Raw genomic sequence first — 20,987 nt, 5'->3', positions numbered from 1 at the left:
ATACAGGAATTTTTAGAGAACACCTATGGTTGAAATACCGAATCACCTATTTATTTTTGGTTAGAATGGACAAATAAACCCTAAGTGATTTAGCTTCTTTGGACAATGCTATCTTTGTGAATAGCGCTTACAATTAGAGGTGTAAGTAAGTAGTAAATGAATTCAACGTTTGACAACAGAAAGGATGAACAAAATGGCTCAATTAGATTTAGACAAAGAAGTTTTAGAAAGTGTGAAATGGTTATCTAGTATCGGAGCAGATCCAACTGGAGGAACAACACGTTTATTGTATTCAGATTCATGGTTAGAAGCTCAAAATGGCGTCAAAGCTAAGTTAGAAGAAGTTGGAATGACAACAAAATTTGATGCTATCGGGAATTTGTTTGGTCGTTTAGAAGGATCAAAATATCCTAATGAAACCATCTTAGCAGGTTCGCATATCGATACTGTGGTAAATGGTGGGAAATTAGATGGACAATTTGGAGTACTTTCTGCATACTTAGCAGTCAAACTTTTAAAAGAAAAATATGGTCAACCACTTCGTACATTAGAAGTCATTTCAATGGCAGAAGAAGAAGGTAGCCGTTTCCCATATGCTTTTTGGGGTAGTAAAAATTTATTTAATGAAGCAAAAAAAGAAGATGTCGTTGATATTTCTGATTTTAACGGTGTGAAATTTGTTGATGCTATGCACAATGCTGGTTTTGATTTTAAACAAGCAGATGAAGCGGTTCGTGATGATATTAAAGCTTTTGTTGAGATTCATATTGAACAAGGAAATGTCTTAGAATTAGAAGGCAAATCGGTTGGTGTAGTAACAAGTATTGTTGGACAAAAACGTTATACAATTGTCCTAAAAGGTGAAGCAAATCACGCAGGAACAACACCTATGAAGTACCGTAAAGATGCCGTTTATGCATTTAGCAAAATCTGTTCTCAATCAATTGATAAAGCTAGAGCAGTTGGCGAACCTTTAGTCCTAACCTTTGGTAAAGTTGAACCAAAACCAAATACAGTAAATGTTGTACCAGGGGAAGTTCTGTTTACAATGGACTGTCGTCATACGAATCAAGCTGAACTAGACGCATTTACAACTGAAATTGAAAATGATATGAAGCAAATTGCTAGCGATATGGGAATGGAAATTGACATTGATCTTTGGATGAATGAACCTCCTGTTCCAATGGATGATACGATTATTGATGTATTGAAAAAAGTATCTGAGGCAGAAGGTATTAACTATCGTATGATGCATAGTGGTGCTGGACATGATTCACAAATTATTGCACCACATATTCCAACAGCTATGATTTTTGTTCCTAGTATTGGTGGCATTAGTCACAATCCAGCAGAAGATACAAAAAATGAAGATTTGGTTGAAGGTGTTAAAACAATGGCAGCCGCACTTTATGAATTAGCATACATCGATTAGGGGGAAACAATTAATGGAGAATCAACAACAAGTAGTGAAGAAAAAAGGATTAGAGTACTGGCAGCAGATTATCATTATGCTATGTCTAGGATGGGCGGTTATTTGGATTTATCGTTCAGCATTATCACCAATCTTTACAGAATTAAATCTGTCATTAGGTGGAGGCATTAGCGATAGTGCGTTAGGTGCTATTTCAAGTTTTTACTTTTTTGGTTATACCGGAATGCAAATACCAGCTGGAATTTTAGTAGACAAATTCGGGAAAAAAGCCGTCTTAATTCCAGGATTTACATTATTTGCCCTTGCAGCAATTGTCATTGCCAATGCAAATGGAATCGGAATGGTTTATGTTGGTAGTTTGATGGCCGGAATTGGCTGTGGTTCTTACTATGGTTCAGCATATTCATTATCATCTGAAAGTATTCCACAAGAACGTCGTGGTCTTTCTACTGCAATTATTAATAGTGGTTCCGCTGTAGGTATGGGAGTTGGATTAATTCTTTCAAGTTTATTAGTAAAACAATTAAACTTACCATGGCAAATTATGATGTATTTAGTTGCTGTTTTAGTTGTCTTCATTATGATTGCTTTTGTTAAAATTATCCGTACAACACCAGATACAGTTGTTAATCACGTTACGAACAAAACGAAAAATGATCCAGAAGATAAAGTTTCAATGAGTACGTTATTCGCACCAAATATGATTGCTTCGTATGTATTATATTTTGCAACATGTTATGGCTATTACATGGTAGTAACTTGGTTGCCTTCATTCTTACAACAAGAACGTGGTTTTCAAGGTGTTGCAATTGGTTTTTCATCTGCATTAGTTGCCTTTTCAGCAATTCCAGGAGCGTTGTTCTTCAGTCGCTTATCTGATAAATTTCAATCTAAAAAAATTCAATTTATCGTTGTTTTAGAATTATTAGCAGCGGGAATGTTGATTTTAACTGTGTTAGCTCCATCATCTGGAATTTTATTGGTTGGGTTAGTTTTATATGGCTTACTTGGTAAATTAGCCGTTGAACCAATTATTATTTCTTATATCGGTGATACCGCTCCTAAAAAAGGCTATGGAACAACATTTGGCGTATTTAACTTCTTCGGAATGAGTTCTTCAGTATTAGCTCCATGGGTAACAGGAGTGATTTCAGATGCAACAGGCTCCAAAGTGAATGGTTTTTATCTTTCAGCATTAATTATGGTTGTAGGTACCGTTTTATTCTTAGGTGCAAATATCTTAATGAAAAAGAAAAAAGCTTAATTTAAAATAATTAAAATTTTTGTTATTCGCTACAAAAATCATCTTTATGAAGAAGGATTCTTGTAGCGAATTTATATTAAAACTAAAGTGAGGTCTTTTAAATGGGATACAAAAATAACAATACAGGCTATAGTAATGACTTATTAGCATCACGTTCAATCATTAGAAGAGGAAATTTTGCTTTAATTCCACCCGATGGTCTAGTAAAAAATACAGTACCAGGATTTGAAAATTGTGAATTATCAATTTTATCTTCACCAAAATTAGGAGCAAGTTTTGTTGATTATATTATTACAATGCTACCTGATGGCAAGAATACAATGGGGTATGGCGAAGCGGGTGTTGAAACATTTGTTTATATCTTAGATGGAAAAGTCAAAGTTAGTGATGGTGAAAGCGAATACATCCATACTTCTGGAGGCTATGTTTATTTACCTGCAGGGAAAAAAATGTATTTAGAAAATCAGAATGATGGTAAAAATAGTGAGATTTTCTTATATAAAAAACGCTATGAAGTAGTTAAGGGGTATGAAGCGCATGTAGTTAGTGGCAATACCAATGATATTGAAGCGGAACATTATGAAGGTATGTCCGATGTTCTTTTAACTGATTTATTACCAAAAGATTTAGGCTTTGATATGAATTTCCATATTCTATCTTTTAAACCTGGAGCAAGTCATGGTTATATCGAAACGCATGTACAAGAGCATGGAGCGTATATGTTATCTGGTGCCGGAGTGTACGTGTTAGATAATGAATGGTTACCAATTAAAAAAGGAGATTATTTATTTATGGGAGCCTATGTTCCTCAAGCAACGTATGCAGTTGGACGTGAAGAAAGCTTTAGTTATTTGTATTCTAAAGATTGCAATCGAGATGCACAACTATAAAATTTATTTAATAGAAAGTGAGTTTTTATCATGACAGAACTAGAAATGGTTCGGGTAACTGAACCGGAACTTCACCAATTAATTCAAACAAAACTTGAAAAAGCAGGACTTTCAAGTTTACATGCACATACCGTTGCCGAAACATTGGCATTTGCGGACGCACGTGGGATTCATTCTCATGGAGCAGTTCGGGTAGATTATTATGCAGAACGAATTGCCAAAGGCGGGAGTAATTTAACACCAGAATTTGCTTTTAAACAAACGGGACCTAGTACTGGAGTGTTTGAGGCAGATAACGGCGTTGGACATTATGCGGCAAAAGAAGCTTTGAAAGAAGCTATTCGTTTAGCAAAAGAAACTGGAATTGGTGTAGTTGGGGTTCATCAAATGGGGCATAGTGGTGCTTTAGCTTACTTTGTTAAACAAGCAGCTGAACAAGATATGATTGCTTTATCTGTTTGTCAATCGGATCCAATGGTCGTTCCATTTGGTGGAGCAGAACCGTATTTCGGTACGAATCCGATTGCTTTTGCGGCACCAAGAAAAGGGCATGATCCAATTGTTTTTGATATGGCAACAACGGTTCAAGCATGGGGCAAGATTTTAGATGCTCGTTCAAAAAACGTTGATATTCCAGAAACTTGGGCAGTGGATGGCGATGGAAAACCAACAACAAATCCACATGAAGTGAACGCATTATTACCAATTGCTGGTCCAAAAGGCTATGGTTTAATGATGATGGTTGATAGTTTATCAGGTACTTTACTAGGTTTACCATTTGGTAAACATGTTTCATCAATGTATACAGATATTACGGCTGGTAGAAATTTAGGACAATTGCATATTATCATTAATCCTAGTTTCTTTACTGATTTAGATAAATTCAAAACGGATGTCAATCAGATGGTGGAAGAATTACACGAAACTAAACCAGCTGCTGGATTTGATCAAGTTCTTTATCCAGGTGAATTGTCTGAAATAGTTGCTGAAAAATATAAAAAAGAAGGGATTCCAATTGTTAAAGAAATTTATGATTATTTAACTAGTGAAACCATTCATTTTGATCGATACGACAAAGCTAGTGCTTTTGGGGAAAAGGAACTGGCTAAATAAAATTGAAAATTAGCTAGTAAGAAATAGTACTTACTAGATGAATAAAGTCTATTGGGACTAATAAAATAGAATAGTGGGGAGAGAGATATGAAAGTAACCAAAGAAAAACTACATCAATTAATGCAAGATAAAATCGAAGCAGCAGGTTTGCCAAAAGACCAAGCGGGGATTGTCAGTGATGTCTTAACTTTTGCAGATGCACGTGGGATTCATTCACATGGGGCAGTTCGGGTAGAATATTACTCAGAGCGAATTGCTAAAGGTGGAATTACGAATAATCCAGATTTTAGTTTTAGAAAAACGGCTCCAAGTTGTGGAATCTTTGAAGCCGATAATGGAGCAGGTCATGTTGCCGCAAAATTAGCGATGGATGAAGCAATTACAATGGCTAAAGAAACTGGCTTAGCTGTAGTTGGTGTACGAAATATGTCCCACAGCGGAGCCTTAGCTTATTTTGTGGAAATGGCAGCTAAAGAAGATTTAATTGGGATTTCCGTTTGTCAATCAGATCCAATGGTTGTACCTTTTGGTGGAAGTGAAGCTTATTTTGGAACAAATCCAATTGCTTTTGCAGCTCCTAGCCAAGATGAACGTATGATTACCTTTGATATGGCAACAACGGTTCAAGCATGGGGAAAAATTTTACATGCTCGCTCAAGAAATGAAGCAATTCCTGATAATTGGGCAGTAGATGCAGAGGGAAATTCAACAACGGATTCAACTAAAGTCAATGCTTTATTGCCGATTGCTGGTCCAAAAGGTTATGGCTTAATGATGATGGTAGATGTTCTTTCAGGTATTTTATTGGGATTACCCTTTGGAAAACATGTGAGTTCTATGTATCATGATTTATCAGCTGGACGGGAACTAGGTCAGTTGCATATTGTCATAAATCCAGCCAACTTTACTGATTTAGACCTATTTAAAGCGAATATTAGTCAAATGTTGGATGAATTAAAAGAAATTAAACCAAGTGAAGGATTCACTGAAGTTAATTATCCTGGTGAACGTGGACGTCAAAGAGAAGAAAATTATGAAAAAAATGGGATTGAAATTGTTGATGATATTTATGACTATCTGACAGGTGATGCCATTCACTTTGATCGTTACGATCATAAAAATAAATTTGCTGAATAACTTTTAAACTATAAAAAGATTGCGAGGAATTGGAATGTTACACACAATTATTAAAGAAAATGCTTATCAAGATTCTGTAGTATTAATGTTGTTAACCAATAAAATTAGCACAATGGATGGAATTGAGCGTGTGTCAATTATGATGGGGACACCTGCTAATAAAGATATCATGGGTGGCAGCGGCTTACGCACTCCAGAACTTGAAGATGCTTCTGCAAATGATTTAGCTATTGTTTTAGATACTGAAGATGCCTCAATTATTGATGCTGTTTTAGCTGAAGTTGATGAATTTTTACTTTCTCAAGCAACTTCTTCTAATGAAACTGCTGATGAAGCTGCACGAACTTGGGATAAAGCAATTAAAATGGGGGCTGATGCAAATATGGCCTTGTTATCGATTCCAGGAACTTATGCTGCTTTAGAAGCTGAAAAAGCTTTAGATGAAGAGTTAAATGTTTTTATTTTCAGTGACAATATGTCGATTGAAGATGAATTGCATTTGAAACAAAAGGCCCATGAAAAAGGCTTGTTAGTAATGGGACCAGATTGTGGAACAGGAATTATCAATGGTGTTCCAATGGCCTTTACGAATATCGTCCGTCCTGGCAAAATTGGGATTGTCGGAGCTTCAGGTACAGGGATTCAAGAAGTTTCAACAATTATCGATAAATTAGGTGCTGGAGTTACAAATGCAATTGGAACGGGTGGACGTGATTTATCTGAAAAAATTGGTGGAATTACGATGCTGGATAGCATTGCTGCTTTAGAAAAAGATCCTCAAACAGATATTATTGTCGTTATTTCTAAGCCACCTGCAAAAGCAGTTCGTGATAAAGTTGTGGCTTTATTAAGAAAAGTATCAAAACCAGTAGTAGCTATTTTCCTAGGTGAAAAACCAACTCATCATGAAGAAAATCTTTATTTTGCTTATACGTTAGAAGAAACAGCTAAGATTGCTGTTGATTTGTTAAATGGCAAAGCAATTGCAGCATTAGATGAAACGGTTAGCGTTCCAAAAGTAACGCTTCAACCTTCACAAAAACATTTGAAAGGTTATTACTCTGGCGGAACATTAGCTAGTGAAGCGGGAATGTTGATTGCGGATGCATTACATTTAAAAGCTGGCTTAATTAAACAAGATGGTTTTGTTCTAAAAACAGAAGGTAATGAAGTCATTGATTTAGGTGACGATATGTATACCCAAGGAAAACCTCATCCAATGATCGACCCAGAAAAACGTATTGAAATGATTAAACAAGCGGCTGATGATGCTGAAACAGCTATTATTTTAGTAGATGTTGTTTTAGGTTATGGTGCCCATATGGATATGGCTAGTGAGTTGGCTCCCGCTATTAAAGAAGTTAAGGCAAAAGCTAAAGCAGCTGGTCGTGAATTAGTTGTTTTAGGAACAGTAGTTGGAACAACAAGCGATCCTCAAAACTTAGTACGTCAACAAGAAATTTTAACAGAAGCCGGCGTAATTGTCTGTGAAAGTAACAATAAAGCTGTTCGTACTGGTTTAGCTATGTTAGGTCATTACGTCAATGATCCAGATAAAACAATTACAGCACCAGATTCAACTGTCGAAATAGCTATTCCTGAAGTCTCAGATAAAGTATTGGCATTATTGACAACTCAACCAAGCGTAATTAATATTGGGCTAAAAAGTTTCTCCGAAGCAATTCGTGAGACTGGTGGAAAAGCTGTGCAATTTGACTGGAGACCAGCTGCCGGTGGCGATGTAACACTTCAAAAAGTTTTGTATTTCTTAAATAACTATAAAAAAGCGTAATTAGATAAAAGATTACATTCAAAAAACCATTCGTTTTTAAATTATTAGGAGGCTATACCCATGACGTATCAAACAATTGATGAAGCAAATAAAGCTGTTGCAGCAAAAATAGTGGCATCATCACCATTTTTATTAGATGTTGTTCCAGCAAAACAAGTAATTCCTGTTTTAGAAGGAAAAGTATTATTACATGCAGGCCCACCAATCAAATGGGAAAATATGCCTGATCCAATGAAAGGTTCTTGTATCGGAGCTGTTTTATTTGAAGAATGGGCGGCTGATGAAGCCAGCGCTCGAGCTTTATTAGAAGACGGAAAAGTTGAATTTATGCCCTGTCATCATTTTGATGCTGTGGGACCAATGGGAGGAATCACTTCTGGAAATATGCCAGTCTTTATTGTTGAAAATAAAACTGATCAAAATTTTGCATATTGTACGATGAATGAAGGAATTGGAGCTGTTTTACGCTTTGGTGCCTATTCAGAAGAAGTGGTTGAACGTCTACGTTGGATGCGTGATGTTTTAGGACCAACGTTGAGTCAAGCATTACAAACCCTAGAAAATGGTGTGAACTTAAATGTTTTAATTGCTAAAGCGATTGCCATGGGAGATGAATTCCATCAACGTAATATTGCAGCATCATTAGCATTTTTAAAAGAAATGGCACCAATTATTGTTGGACTAGATATGGATGATAACAATCGTCAAGCAGTGATTAAATTCTTAGCAGATACAGATCAATTTTTCTTAAATATTATGATGGCTGCTGCTAAAGCTGTGATGGATGGCGCACGAATGATTGAAGAAGGAACCATCGTTACTGCAATGTGTCGTAATGGTGAAAACTTTGGAATCCGTATTAGTGGGATGGGTGATGAATGGTTTACTGGACCAGTAAATACACCTCAAGGTCTATATTTCACTGGTTTTACAGGTGAAGATGCAAGCCCGGATATGGGAGATAGTGCGATTACTGAAACTTTCGGTGTTGGTGGGATGGCTATGATCGCCGCTCCTGCAGTCACACGTTTTATTGGGACTGGAGGCTTCCATGATGCCCTATCTATCAGTAATGAAATGTTGGAAATTGTAATTGATCAAAATCCTAATTTTACCGTTCCAACATGGGATTTCCAAGGAATTTGCCTAGGAATTGATGCGCGTAAAGTTGTTGAAACTGGGATTACTCCAGTCATTAACACTGGAATTGCTAATAAAAAAGCCGGTGCTGGTCAAATTGGTGCTGGAACTGTTCATCCACCAATCGAATGCTTTGAAAAAGCCATTGTTGCTTATGCAAAAAAATTAGGAATGACTGTTTAATTGACTTAAATAAAAATAGTTTATCTTAGCTACTAAGGAGGTTGTCAAATGATTGTTGCTTGGAAATATGCTAAAGAATTAACAAAACAGTTCAACGAGAATAATCATTGGCGCCTTCATAGTCGTTTTGATAATGGAATAAATTTTGTTAATCAACAGAATGAACTCCTTTTTATTGGATCAGATAAGAATGGAGAATTGCCCTTTGCAATTCATTTAACCTATCTTGAATTAACAAAATTAAAAAAACAGATCACAGCTGAAAGCTGTCTTTATTTCAAGGATGACTGTTTTTACGATCAAACAAATCCAACAGTGCAAGTAACACTTACTAATTGCCTTACTTATCAAACAACATTACTCCAAACAAAACTCCCTTTGAAACAGGAGCAAATGAATGGTCTTATCAATCTGGCAAAAACATGTTCTTTAAAAAATGGGTTTGATACAGCTTTACCTACATCATTAAAAGCTGTTATGGAGGGGAATAACCCACTAAAGCACGCTTTTCAACAACTGTTATCAACTGATGCTTCAGAAATAGAAGCAGGTTTACGATATTATGTTGGTCGAGGTGTTGGATTGACACCATCCGGGGATGATTTCTTAGTAGGTCTTTTCTGTCTTCAACAAGCTTATTCCATTTTAGATCAGCAAGTTAATCAAATTTTAACAAATTTACTTTATGGGGAACAACTAACAACTGACATTGGAAAGGCTTATTTACTTGCGGCTTTAAAAGGTCAATTTAGTACAACGTTACTTCAGCTGATTGAAGAATTAACAACTGGCAATGATCAACAAAAGTTAACAATTATTTTTAACAAGTTAATACAAAACGGACATACGTCTGGTGTCGATACCGCAACAGGTCTATTGGCAGGATTACTGATTCGTTATAACTAAGAAAAAGGGGTCGAACTAAATTATGGGAAAACGTGTTGTAATCGCTTTAGGTGGAAACGCTATCTTACGTCCAAATCAAGAAGCAACCTTTGAAAATCAATTAGCGAATGTCAAAATGAGTACAGATTTAATTGCCGAAGTAAAAAAAGCGGGTCATCAAGTTGTGGTGACACATGGAAATGGTCCACAAGTTGGCAATATCTTACGTCAAAATGAAGAAGCAAAAGAATTTGTACCCGCTTTACCGATTGATGTTTGTAGTGCTGAATCACAGGGTTTCATTGGCTATATGATGGAACAAACATTAAAAAATGCCTTGAAGGAAAACCAATTAAGTGGAGATGTTGTAACTTTATTAACTGAAACTGAAGTGGATGCTCAAGATCCAGCCTTTAAAGAACCAACTAAACCAATTGGAGTTTTTTTTACTAAAGAAGAAGCAGAAGTTTTAGAAAAAGAAAAAGGGTGGGTAACTGCAGAAGATGCAGGTCGTGGCTATCGTCGTGTAGTTCCATCACCACAACCCGTTAAAATTCATGGAGTAGATGCTATTAAAGCACTTATTGACCTCGATAATATTGTTGTGTCAACTGGTGGTGGTGGAATTCCAGTTGTTAGTGATGAAAAAGGTTATTTAAAAGGTGTAGAAGCTGTGATTGATAAGGATCGTTCTGCTTTACGCTTATCAGAACAAGTGGATGCAGATGTTTTTATGATTTTAACAGATGTACCAAACGTTTATTTAAATTATGGCAAGCCTGATCAATTAAAACTTGAAGGTGTTTCATTAGTTGATGCGAAACGTTATATGGCAGAAGGACACTTTGCTGATGGTAGTATGGGACCAAAAATGGAAGCAGCGATTGCTTTTGCAGAACAAGGCAAGGAAGCTATTATTTGTTCCTTAGACGAAGCTGTCAGTGCCTTAGCAGGTAAGGCTGGTACTAGAGTATTACCTGATTAATCACTTTACTAAAAGAAGAGCTTGGGGCAAAACTAAGAAATAGTTTTGTCTCAAGCTTTTTATCTGCATAAATGCTGGGAAAAGCAACTCCTTCTTTTTTAGTATTTCTATTGAATATGTTAAACTATTAGAAACAGAAACTTTTTAAAGAAGGAGGTTAGAAAATGTCATTTTTTAAACGAAATTCTAGAGAAGTTATTTATCAAAGTAAGTGGGTAAACTTATTTCGCGACTCCGTTACAACAAAAACTGGAACGACTTACCCAGAATACCATGTTCTTGATTTTCAACATCCAGCAGTGGGTGCTGTAGTAGTCAATTCTAAAAATGAAATTCTAATGATTCAAGCTAGACGGTATATCCAAAATCAAAACATGTGGGAGATTCCGGCTGGGGGTGTAGAAGACCAAGAAGAACTCGTTTTAGCAGCTGAACGTGAAGTCAAAGAAGAAACAGGTTATACTGTTGAACTACTTAAGCAAGACTATTTTTATTTTTCAAGTATCGGAATTAGCAATCAAGAATTTCATCTTTATTTTGGTCAATTAAAGGAACATATTTCACAAACAACTTTTGATTCAGATGAAATAAATGACGTAAAGTGGTTTTCAAAGGCCGAATTGCTCAACATGATCCGAACAAATGAAATTAAAGATGGATTCACGTTAACTGCGTTACTGCTTTATTTTCAAAGTTAAAAAGTACGCATTTTAATAGTTTTTTTAAGTTTCAGTTTCAGATAAAACTAAGGCTAAACGTAAATTTAAAGATAATTCTGGATCATTAATAGGTGTTTCAAATAACTCTTCACATTTAGCAATTCGATATTTAACTGTATTTCGATGAATAAATAATTTTTTAGCTGTGACAGTAATTTCACATTGAGATTCTAAGTAGATCTTTAATGTGCGACGGAGTTCGCGATTCATTTCGCTTTGCGGATAAGCTAAACTTTTCAAATTCACAATACAAAAATGTTCAATGTCTTCTGTTGGAATGTATTCGATTAACTTATTAAGCCCCTTTGATTGAAAAAAACTAATAACGGGTTGAGTATCTTCTTTTAAGCCAATCTCTAGGGTATCCATCGCTTCACTAAATGAAAAATGAATACTGGCAGGATTAGTCGCTTCATTCCCAATAGAAAAATGCAAAGAAATTGGAAGTTGTTTCAATAGTCCTTCGCGAATCAATACTAATTTTTCACTTAACAAAGGAACCGATTTCTGAAGAAGTAAAGCAAAATAATGACTATGCTTGATTGGAAATAATAATCCATGTTTAAACTGTTGATTTAGTTGTTTTTTTAGCCATTCATAACTTAAATTAGAGCGATCATCAGAAAGCTGCTGATTGGTTTGATCCTGTAAACTTTCTTCAAAATTAATCACTACAACTCGGTAATAATTAGAAGAGATTAAGCCGTAGTCTTTCCCATAATCTAACCAATTAATTGAGTTCAATTCTTCAGGTATTTTCTTTTCAATAAGTTGATAGAAAAAATCTTCTTTTTGATTTAACGAGCTTTCAGTTAATTTCAAATTTTTATAAAGGGTATACGAGAGGACCGTATTGGCTTGTTCAATTGCAAATTGAGAAAATGGATATGGAATTTGATCTGCTTTGAAAATAACTAATAAATAGGGAAAATATGCGCTACTCATAATTGGGAAGACTGAAACTAACAAGCGCTTTTCATGCTCGTTCTCAATAACAAAAGAGTATTCTTTTCCTAATTGTTGAGCTTCTTTTAATTTTGGTTTAATTTTATCAATAGTGAACTTTGCAAATTCAGGATCTTGTTGCAAATGTCTAGATTCCGCTACACTATCTAAAAAGGGATTAACCAAAAGAACAGGTCTTTTTAAAATGGAACCTAAATGTCTAATTAAAGAAGTTAAGGTAGCACCTTTAATCATCATATTAGAAAACTTTTGTTGGATATCCAAAGCAAATGTCAATTTTTCAGTTTCTTGATCCCATAAGTAAGATAAAAGTTGATGTGAAATGGTTCCTAATGTAACCGTAGCAGGGATTTGCAGAACGGGTAACCCCAATTCATCAGCAACAGCTAAAACACTTGGGTCAAGCTCATCAATGAAGCGGCCTAATTTAATTCCAATTCCCGCTGCAGGCAAGGCGGCTAAAGAACGTAGCATAGTGCAAAAACCCGCTGGGTCGTCTTTAAATACCATTCCCGTTGTTAATAAAAAAGCATTTTCAGGTAAGTAAGAGGCTACATCCGGTGTTTCAGATATCTCTATCGTATCCACACGTTTTGTTAAATCAGCTTGTTGGTTTAATACTTGAATCGTAGAAAAATAAGGAATGGTTAATAAATCCCCAATCGTTGTCATAAGGTTAACTCCTAAGTATGTGACTTCATTTAATTATTCTACCGTTTTTTTTTAGTGAAAGCAATCTTATAGTTAGTTAATTTGAACGAAATTCCTTTCTTTTATTGTCTTATTTGAACAAGGAATCAGGAGAGGAATTCTATTAAAATAGTAAGTGAGAGAAAGTGTTGCTTTTAAGTTAAGTCTTAGCATCCGCTTTAAATTACGAAGGAGGAAGTATTATGTTTAAACAAATTTCTGTCCCAACACGTACAATTATGACACCCGGTCCAGTCGAAGCTGATCCAAGAGTTTTAAAAGCTTTATCAACTCCGATTATTGGTCAATATGATCCTGAGTTCTTCAAATTAATGACTGAAGTTTCAACTTTATTAAAAACGCCATTTGAAACAAAAAATCAACAAGCCTTTGTTGTTGATGGGACATCTCGATCTGGTCTAGAAGCTGCTATGTTAGGGCTTGTTCAACCTGGAGATCGTGTTTTAGTTCCAGCATATGGTCGATTTGGTTATTTATTTGTTGAATTAGCCCAAAGAGCTGGCGCAGAAGTCAAATTAATCGAAAAAGAGTGGGGACAAACGTTTAAGGCTGAGGAAGTTATCTCAGCTATTAAAGAATTTAATCCAAAAATTGTTGCTATGGTCCATGGTGAGACGTCCACTGGTCAAATTCAAGATTTAAAAGAAATTGGGCTCTATTGTCAAGCAAATGATCACTTATTTTTAGTGGATGCAGTTGCTACTTTTTGTGGCACACCAGTTAAAGTAGATGAGTGGGGAATTGATATTGCTGTTGGTGGCACACAAAAATGTTTAAGCGTACCATCAGGCATGGCACCAATCACCTACAATGACAAAGTTGAAAAATTATTAACCTCTAGATACCAAATGGAATTAGGATTGTCAGAAGAATTTAGAAATGATGATTTTATTAAAAGTAATTATTTAGATTTAAGTCAAATTCAACGTTATTGGGGTCCGGAGCATATTAATCATCACACAGAAATGACTTCTATGATTTACGGCATTCACGAAGGCTTGCGTATTGTTTCTGAAGAAGGTCTTAATGATCGATATGCTCGCCATTTAATAAATGAAAAAGCTTTAATTGCTGGAATTAAAGCAATGGGATTAACGTTATTCGGCAATCCATCCAGTAAAATGGTTACTGTTACCTGTGTTGAGATTCCACAAGATGTTGATGGCGAATCAGTTCGTAGCACGTTGTTAAATGAATTTGGTGTTGAAATTGCAAGTTCATTTGGTTCTCTGAAAGGCAAAATTTGGCGAATTGGAAATATGGGCTATAGTAGCCGCAAAGAAAATGTCTTACACACATTAGGAGCTTTAGAATCTTCGATTTCATATCATGGTGGTACGATTATAAAAGGTGAAGCGACTTTAGCTGCAATGAAGGTTTATGCTACGGAACAATAAGGACTAAATTTTAACGATATCAAATAGAGATTATTTGATATCGTTTTATTTTTCAAAAAAATGAAAAAACAGATGAAATATTTCCTGTTTTGTTATATAATTGTAACATTGGATGTATTAAAAGAAATATTTTTAATAAAAATGAAATAACTATCTCTTACATTACATAAGGAATAGATTTAAAAGGATGGGATGAAACAATGAGTACTAGAAAAAAAATAGTTGGAATAATGAGCATCATTCTGATTGTTTTGATTGGATTTTATGTGTATAAAAGTATGAGCTATCAAACTAAATTTATGCCTAAAACCAAGGTAGATGGAATGAGTTTTGAAAATAAAACAGTTGCTGAAGCAAATTCAGCCTTACAAGAATATTATCGTACTAAAGAATTTAGTGTAACAGAAAATGAGACTGAAATTTTCAAGTTTCAAGGTGCCGATATTGGAATTACTGAAGATTTCACAAAAAAACTAACTCAACTTAAAAAAGAACAAAATTCTTGGAGTTGGCCAGTACGCCTGTTGACAAATACAAGCCAAAAGAGTGAAATGAATGATGTAACATATGATGAGACGACATTTAATCAATTTTTCAATGAGTTACCTCTAGTTAATGAAGAGCGAGTAAAACCTGAAAATGCTAAAATTGAAAAAAATGCAACAGGTTTTGTATTAAAACCAGAAATTGATGGCAATACATTTGATTTAAACAAAGTTCGACAAGTTTTAGTCTCAGCAATTGACAAAGGTGAGACCAAAATTAATTTGGATGGAAATTATCAAAAACCCACACTTTATGCAGACAATCCAGATTTGAAAGCAAATTTTAATCAACTAGATTCCGTAACAAAAGAAACGGTCAGCTATACTATTAATGGTGTAACTGAAACGGTTAGTCCTGAGAAACTTTTAAGCTGGGTGAACGTTAATCCTGAAAATAAAATGACTATTGATGAATCAGCAATTGCTACTTATATTGGTGAATTAAACACTAAGTACAGTACAAAAGCTAAGACTCGTAGCTTTAAAAGTTCAAAACGTGGGGAAGTGCAAGTTCCACCGGGAATTTATGGTTGGAATTTGTTAGTTACTAAAGAAGCAACTTCTTTAACCTCAGATATAGCCACGCAAACCAATTTACAAAATCGTGATCCACAACATGAAGGTAGTGGTTATGGAGGCGATATTGGCAATACGTATGTAGAAGTTGATTTAACAGCTCAACATATGTGGTTTTATCGTGATGGCGCACTGGTTTTAGAAACCGATATTGTTAGTGGCAAGCCATCTACTCCAACACCCCCAGGAACGTTCTATATTTGGAATCGTGAACCAAATGCTATTTTACGTGGTGAAGATTATGCAACACCAGTAAAATATTGGATGCCGATTGATTGGGATGGCGTTGGAATTCATGATTCTAGTTGGCAACCAGCATACGGTGGGGATTTACACCTAACAAAAGGTTCTCATGGATGTATTAACACGCCTCCTGGTGTAATGGCTCAACTTTTTGATGCTGCACCTGTTGGAACGCCAGTATTAGTCTTTTAAAAACAAGTAAACCAACAAAGTAGATGATTTTTTTCATCATCTTTGTTGGTTTTTTAAATAATTTATTAAAATTTCCTATTAAGTTCGCAATCTGCAAATAAAAAACTATCCTTAGCCCAGCTATTATTGTAGAATAGAGAAAGAATGTTTTTGTGAAAAGAGGGTAATCATGGTAGTTTATTATGTAGTTGCAGCTGTACTTTTACTTTTAGACCAATTAACAAAATATATCGTTGTACAAAATATTCCGTTATATGATGTAAAAGAATTCATTCCTGGGATTTTATCGTGGATGTATATTCGGAATACTGGAGCAGCTTGGAGTATCTTAGAAGGACAAATGTGGTTCTTTTATATCATTACGACCATTGTTGTGGTAGCTATCGTTTATATTATGCAAAAATACGCTAAAGGAAATTGGCTATTTTCACTAGGCTTGGCCTTAATTTTAGCAGGAGCATTAGGCAATTTTGTCGATCGTTTGCGTTTAGGATACGTAGTTGATATGGTTCGTTTAGAATTTATTAACTTCCCTATTTTTAATATGGCGGATATTTCTCTATCGATAGGTGTTGCACTTGTTATTATTTACGTACTATTAGATGAAAAAAATAAAAAACTGTCTTAACAGCAGAAGAAGGATTTGAAAAAAATGGAAATGGATACACATAATTTCACAGTAAATGAAGAAAAAGGACGTTTAGATAAGGTTTTAACAGAGTTATTACCTGATAAAAGTCGTTCACAATTGCAACAATGGGTTAAAGAAGGAGCAGTTCTGGTTAATCAAGAACCTTCTAAGGCAAATTACAAAGTACAACAAGGAGATAAAATTCAGATTATTGAACCTGAAGCAGTTCCTTTAGAAATCTTAGCTGAAAATATTCCTTTAGATATTGTCTACGAAGATGAAGATGTTTTAGTAGTTAATAAACCTCAAGGAATGGTAGTTCATCCATCTGCTGGACATATGACTGGAACTTTAGTAAATGCTTTGATGTATCATATTAAAGATTTATCAGGAATCAACGGTGTCGTTCGTCCAGGAATTGTTCATCGAATTGACAAAGATACTTCTGGTTTATTAATGGTAGCTAAAAATGACCATGCTCATGAAAAATTAGCCGCTCAATTAAAAGATAAAACTTCTTTAAGAGAGTATATCGCGTTAGTTCATGGTGAAATCCCTCATGAAAAAGGAACGATTGATGCTCCAATTGGTCGTGCTAAAGAAGATCGTAAAAAGCAAGCCATTATTGATGATGGTCGCCCAGCTGTGACTCATTTTAAAGTGATTGAAGCTTTACAAGATTTTACTTTAGTATCCTTAAAACTTGAAACCGGGCGTACCCATCAAATCCGTGTGCATATGCGTTATATTGGTTACCCAATTGCTGGTGATCCAACTTATGGACCTAAAAAAACTTTAAGTGGCAATGGTCAATTCTTACATGCGAAGGTATTAGGCTTTAAACATCCTACTACTGGTGAGTTTCTAACCTTTGAAGCACCGCTTCCAGCAATTTTTGAAGAAACTTTAACAGAGTTAAGAAATAAAGATTGACATTTATAAGCGAATTCGTTATAGTTATTTTAGTTAAAAATTAAATATTTCCTTTAACAATAGTCCTGTGAGGCTAAGAAGGAGCATAAGCAAAACAGATAATGTGTTATTGATCTAGTTTTGTACCTATACACAAATTGTGCCCTCTTACCTTAAACTAGGTAAGAGGTTTTTTTATTGGAAAAATCAAAAAGGAGGGATTATATGTTAAGTAAGAATGAAATTGAAGTAGTTGATGCAGCCGCTATGAAACGTGCACTGACCCGAATTACTTATGAAATTATTGAACGCAACAAAGGGATTGAAGATTTAGTATTGGTGGGCATAAAAACTCGCGGGATTTACATTGCTACTCGAATTGCAGATCGTTTAAAACAATTAGAAGGTGTTGAAATTCCAGTTGGCGAGCTTGATATTTCTTTATATCGTGATGATGTTCATACTAGTGATGGACGTGAACCAGAAATCAATGGATCTCATATTCCAACATCTATTGAAGGCAAACAAGTGATCTTAGTCGATGATGTTCTTTATACAGGTAGAACGATTCGGGCAGCTTTAGATGCTTTGATGGACATTGCACGTCCTAGAAAAATTTCGTTGGCAGTATTAGTTGATCGTGGACACCGTGAATTGCCAATTCGGGCTGATTTTGTTGGGAAAAATATCCCTACATCATTGGATGAACAAATCAAAGTTGAAGTTGAAGAGTTAGATGGAGTTGACAAAGTCTCCATACAAAAAATTAAATAAAAGTGAAACTTTAACTGAGTCCAGAGAGGCACAGAAGGTCACACTGTTATTCTTGAAAGCTAGCGACAAACGAATCGTTTGAAACTGGTCTTTATTCATGGAAACAGCCGAACCTAGAGGTCTCACAAAGACAGCTAGGTTCTTTTTTATAGAATAAATACAAATCAGTAGGGAGCACTTATTTTATGTCGAAGTCAGAGTTTAGAAATGAAAATGTAGTATTAGATATCCAAGAAAAACCCGCACCATTACAATGGTTTGGCTTAAGTTTACAACATTTGTTTACCATGTTTGGAGCAACAGTATTAGTACCCATCTTGGTTGGTTTAAATCCAGGAATTGCCTTAGTTACATCCGGAGTTGGAACGTTACTTTATATCGCTATTACAAAAGGAAAAATTCCAGCTTATTTAGGTAGTAGCTTTGCCTTTATCACGCCAATGGTGATGGTCATTAAAGAGGGAGGTTATCCCGCTGCCTTTCAAGGAGCATTATATGCAGGACTAGTCTATTGGATTGTCGCTTTAGTGATTAAATTCATTGGTTCTGATTGGTTGGACAAAGTTCTACCACCCATTGTAGTTGGACCAGTCGTAATGGTTATTGGTTTAAGTTTAGCTGGAACTGCTGCAAATCAAGCAATGTATGTGCAAGCAGTAGCCTTACCAGAGAATTATAGTGTCACTTATATTTTAATCGCATTAGCCACATTAGGCATTACGATTGTCTGTAATATGTATTTGAAAGGATTTTTAAGCTTAATTCCAATCTTAATCGGAATTTTTGGTGGGTATCTGTTATCACTAGCCTTTGGCATTGTTGATTTATCAGGTGTTGAAGCTGCATCATGGTTCCAAATTCCTAACTTTGAAATTCCCTTTGTCTCTTATAGTCCAAGCTTTTCATTAATCGGACTAGCAACTATGGCGCCTATCGCATTTGTAACAATGAGCGAACATATCGGGCATCTGATGGTTTTAAATAAGATTACAGAACGTAACTTCTTTAAAAAGCCCGGTCTTTCAAGAACAATATTTGCTGATGGTACCGCAACAGTTGTCGCTTCATTACTAGGTGGTCCGCCAGCTACAAGCTACGGTGAGAACATTGGTGTGTTGGCCTTAACAAAAGTTCATAGTGTCTTCGTTATTGGCGGAGCCGCAACATTAGCCATTTTGTTCGGCTTTGTAGGAAAAGTAAGTGCCGTCATCCTAAGTATCCCGGGACCAGTTATTGGGGGAATTAGCTTCTTGTTATTCGGAGTAATTGCTTCAAGCGGTTTAAGAATCTTACTTGATAACAAGATTGACTTTGATAAAAAACGTAACTTAATTATTGCTTCAGTTATTCTCGTAATCGGTATCGGTGGAGCTTACTTCCAATTCGGATCGTTAACTTTATCTGGTATGAGTTTAGCAACTGTTGTTGGAATTATTTTAAACCTGATCTTACCTAAACAAGCTCAAAGTGAGATTGAGCAAGAAAAAGCAAAACACATTTAACGAACGTTACTAAAAAATAGGAGGAATTCAAAATGACAGCAACCATTCAAAATTTAAATTTAGACCACCTAGTTTCAGTAGAAGCCTTAAGTAATGAAGAGGTAATGACATTAATCAAACGTGCCCAAGAGTTCAAACATGGCGCATGCTACTCACCAAAAGAGCCTAAATATGCGGTTAACCTATTTTTTGAAAATAGTACAAGAACACATAAAAGCTTTGAAATGGCTGAGAAAAAATTAGGACTAGATATTATAGATTTTGAAGTATCAACTAGTAGTGTTAAGAAAGGTGAAACATTATACGATACAGTCTTAACCATGTCAGCCTTAGGTGTTGATGTTGCAGTTATTCGTCATGGTGATGAAGCTTACTATGAAGAGCTGATCGCTAGTACAGGAATTGAATTAGCCGTTGTTAATGGAGGGGATGGAAGTGGTCAACATCCTAGCCAATGTTTACTCGATTTAATGACAATTTATGAAGAGTTTGGTCATTTTGAAGGCTTAAAAGTCGCGATTGTCGGCGATTTAACTCACTCACGAGTTGCCAATTCTAATATGCAAATGTTAAAACGTTTAGGAGCTGAAGTTTTCTTCTCAGGTCCAGAAGAGTGGTTTGATCCTTCATATAATCAGTATGGTACCTATTTGCCATTAGATGAACTTGTGGGGCAAGTCGATGTAATGATGATGTTACGAGTACAACATGAACGTCATGAATATTATGGAAACTTCTCAAAAGAAAAATATTTAGCTAGCTATGGGTTAACTGAAGAACGGGAAGCCCATATGAAACCAGCAGCAATCATTATGCATCCAGCACCAGTAAATCGTGATGTAGAACTTCAAGGATCATTAGTAGAATGTTCTCGTTCAAGAATTGTTCAACAAATGTCCAATGGTGTCTATACAAGAATGGCTATTTTAGAAGCCGTTTTAGATTAGTAAGAACCTAGCAAGAATAGCCTTAAACGCTAGCTATTCTTGCTAATTTTA

General features: G+C 35.4%; 18 protein-coding genes. 17 read left to right on the top strand and 1 reads right to left on the bottom strand.

The window, feature by feature from the left end; genetic code table 11:
• The first annotated feature begins 193 nt into the window (after positions 1-193).
• From allC to BR43_RS04385, 10 genes are all read left to right on the top strand, one after another.
• Positions 194-1,432 (top strand): allantoate deiminase, encoded by a 1,239-nt coding sequence (allC, locus tag BR43_RS04430; RefSeq protein WP_034559876.1) that lies wholly within the window; start codon positions 194-196, stop codon positions 1,430-1,432.
• Positions 1,433-1,445: 13 nt separating this feature from the next.
• Positions 1,446-2,696: an MFS transporter gene (locus BR43_RS04425; RefSeq protein ID WP_157463937.1), complete on the top strand. Its 1,251-nt coding sequence runs from the start codon at positions 1,446-1,448 to the stop codon at positions 2,694-2,696.
• Between the two features lie 101 nt (positions 2,697-2,797).
• A complete protein-coding gene (gene allE, locus BR43_RS04420) occupies positions 2,798-3,586 on the top strand; it encodes a (S)-ureidoglycine aminohydrolase (protein ID WP_034559868.1) in 789 nt (262 codons plus the stop codon).
• Between the two features lie 30 nt (positions 3,587-3,616).
• Positions 3,617-4,699, top strand: coding sequence for an ureidoglycolate dehydrogenase (allD, locus tag BR43_RS04415; protein ID WP_051933809.1), 1,083 nt, complete (start codon positions 3,617-3,619; stop codon positions 4,697-4,699).
• Between the two features lie 87 nt (positions 4,700-4,786).
• Positions 4,787-5,836, top strand: coding sequence for an ureidoglycolate dehydrogenase (gene allD, locus BR43_RS04410; protein WP_034559867.1), 1,050 nt, complete (start codon positions 4,787-4,789; stop codon positions 5,834-5,836).
• A 34-nt stretch (positions 5,837-5,870) separates the two neighbouring features.
• Positions 5,871-7,628: an acyl-CoA synthetase FdrA gene (gene fdrA / locus BR43_RS20415; RefSeq protein ID WP_034559865.1), complete on the top strand. Its 1,758-nt coding sequence runs from the start codon at positions 5,871-5,873 to the stop codon at positions 7,626-7,628.
• A 60-nt stretch (positions 7,629-7,688) separates the two neighbouring features.
• Positions 7,689-8,951, top strand: a complete 1,263-nt coding sequence (locus BR43_RS20410; RefSeq protein WP_034559864.1) for a YlbE family protein — start codon at positions 7,689-7,691, stop codon at positions 8,949-8,951.
• Between the two features lie 48 nt (positions 8,952-8,999).
• Positions 9,000-9,857: an oxamate carbamoyltransferase subunit AllH family protein gene (locus BR43_RS18960; RefSeq protein WP_051933808.1), complete on the top strand. Its 858-nt coding sequence runs from the start codon at positions 9,000-9,002 to the stop codon at positions 9,855-9,857.
• Positions 9,858-9,879: 22 nt separating this feature from the next.
• Complete coding sequence (gene arcC, locus BR43_RS04390) at positions 9,880-10,821, top strand: carbamate kinase (RefSeq protein ID WP_034559862.1); 942 nt, start codon at positions 9,880-9,882, stop codon at positions 10,819-10,821.
• A 164-nt stretch (positions 10,822-10,985) separates the two neighbouring features.
• Entirely contained in the window at positions 10,986-11,519 is a 534-nt protein-coding gene (locus BR43_RS04385; RefSeq protein ID WP_034559860.1) for an NUDIX hydrolase, read from the top strand.
• Between the two features lie 24 nt (positions 11,520-11,543).
• Here BR43_RS04385 and BR43_RS04380 read toward each other — a convergent pair whose 3' ends face one another.
• The gene (locus BR43_RS04380; RefSeq protein ID WP_034559858.1) at positions 11,544-13,178 is read right to left on the bottom strand and encodes a PucR family transcriptional regulator; all 1,635 of its coding nucleotides are present in this window, start codon (positions 13,176-13,178) and stop codon (positions 11,544-11,546) included.
• Between the two features lie 221 nt (positions 13,179-13,399).
• Between BR43_RS04380 and BR43_RS04375 the strand changes: the two genes are divergently transcribed.
• The 7 genes from BR43_RS04375 (at position 13,400) to BR43_RS04345 (ending at position 20,936) form a co-directional block, all read left to right on the top strand.
• On the top strand, positions 13,400-14,614 hold the full coding sequence (locus BR43_RS04375; RefSeq protein ID WP_034559857.1) for a pyridoxal-phosphate-dependent aminotransferase family protein: 1,215 nt from the start codon (positions 13,400-13,402) through the stop codon (positions 14,612-14,614).
• A 200-nt stretch (positions 14,615-14,814) separates the two neighbouring features.
• Positions 14,815-16,170 carry a L,D-transpeptidase family protein gene (locus tag BR43_RS04370; protein ID WP_034559854.1) on the top strand — a complete coding sequence of 452 codons (1,356 nt, stop codon included), beginning with the start codon at positions 14,815-14,817 and terminating at the stop codon, positions 16,168-16,170.
• 169 nt (positions 16,171-16,339) lie between these two features.
• The gene (gene lspA / locus BR43_RS04365) at positions 16,340-16,798 is read left to right on the top strand and encodes a signal peptidase II (RefSeq protein ID WP_034559852.1); all 459 of its coding nucleotides are present in this window, start codon (positions 16,340-16,342) and stop codon (positions 16,796-16,798) included.
• A 30-nt stretch (positions 16,799-16,828) separates the two neighbouring features.
• A complete protein-coding gene (locus BR43_RS04360) occupies positions 16,829-17,734 on the top strand; it encodes an RluA family pseudouridine synthase (RefSeq protein ID WP_034560029.1) in 906 nt (301 codons plus the stop codon).
• A gap of 204 nt (positions 17,735-17,938) precedes the next feature.
• Positions 17,939-18,487, top strand: coding sequence for a bifunctional pyr operon transcriptional regulator/uracil phosphoribosyltransferase PyrR (gene pyrR / locus BR43_RS04355; protein WP_034559850.1), 549 nt, complete (start codon positions 17,939-17,941; stop codon positions 18,485-18,487).
• 185 nt (positions 18,488-18,672) lie between these two features.
• Positions 18,673-19,989 (top strand): uracil permease, encoded by a 1,317-nt coding sequence (gene uraA, locus BR43_RS04350; protein WP_034559849.1) that lies wholly within the window; start codon positions 18,673-18,675, stop codon positions 19,987-19,989.
• Positions 19,990-20,021: 32 nt separating this feature from the next.
• Complete coding sequence (locus BR43_RS04345) at positions 20,022-20,936, top strand: aspartate carbamoyltransferase catalytic subunit (protein WP_034559847.1); 915 nt, start codon at positions 20,022-20,024, stop codon at positions 20,934-20,936.
• The last annotated feature ends 51 nt before the right edge of the window (positions 20,937-20,987 follow it).

This window comes from Carnobacterium gallinarum DSM 4847 (genome assembly GCF_000744375.1).
Classification (GTDB): Bacteria; Bacillota; Bacilli; order Lactobacillales; family Carnobacteriaceae; genus Carnobacterium; species Carnobacterium gallinarum.
This window is presented reverse-complemented; position numbering and strand designations above follow the sequence as displayed.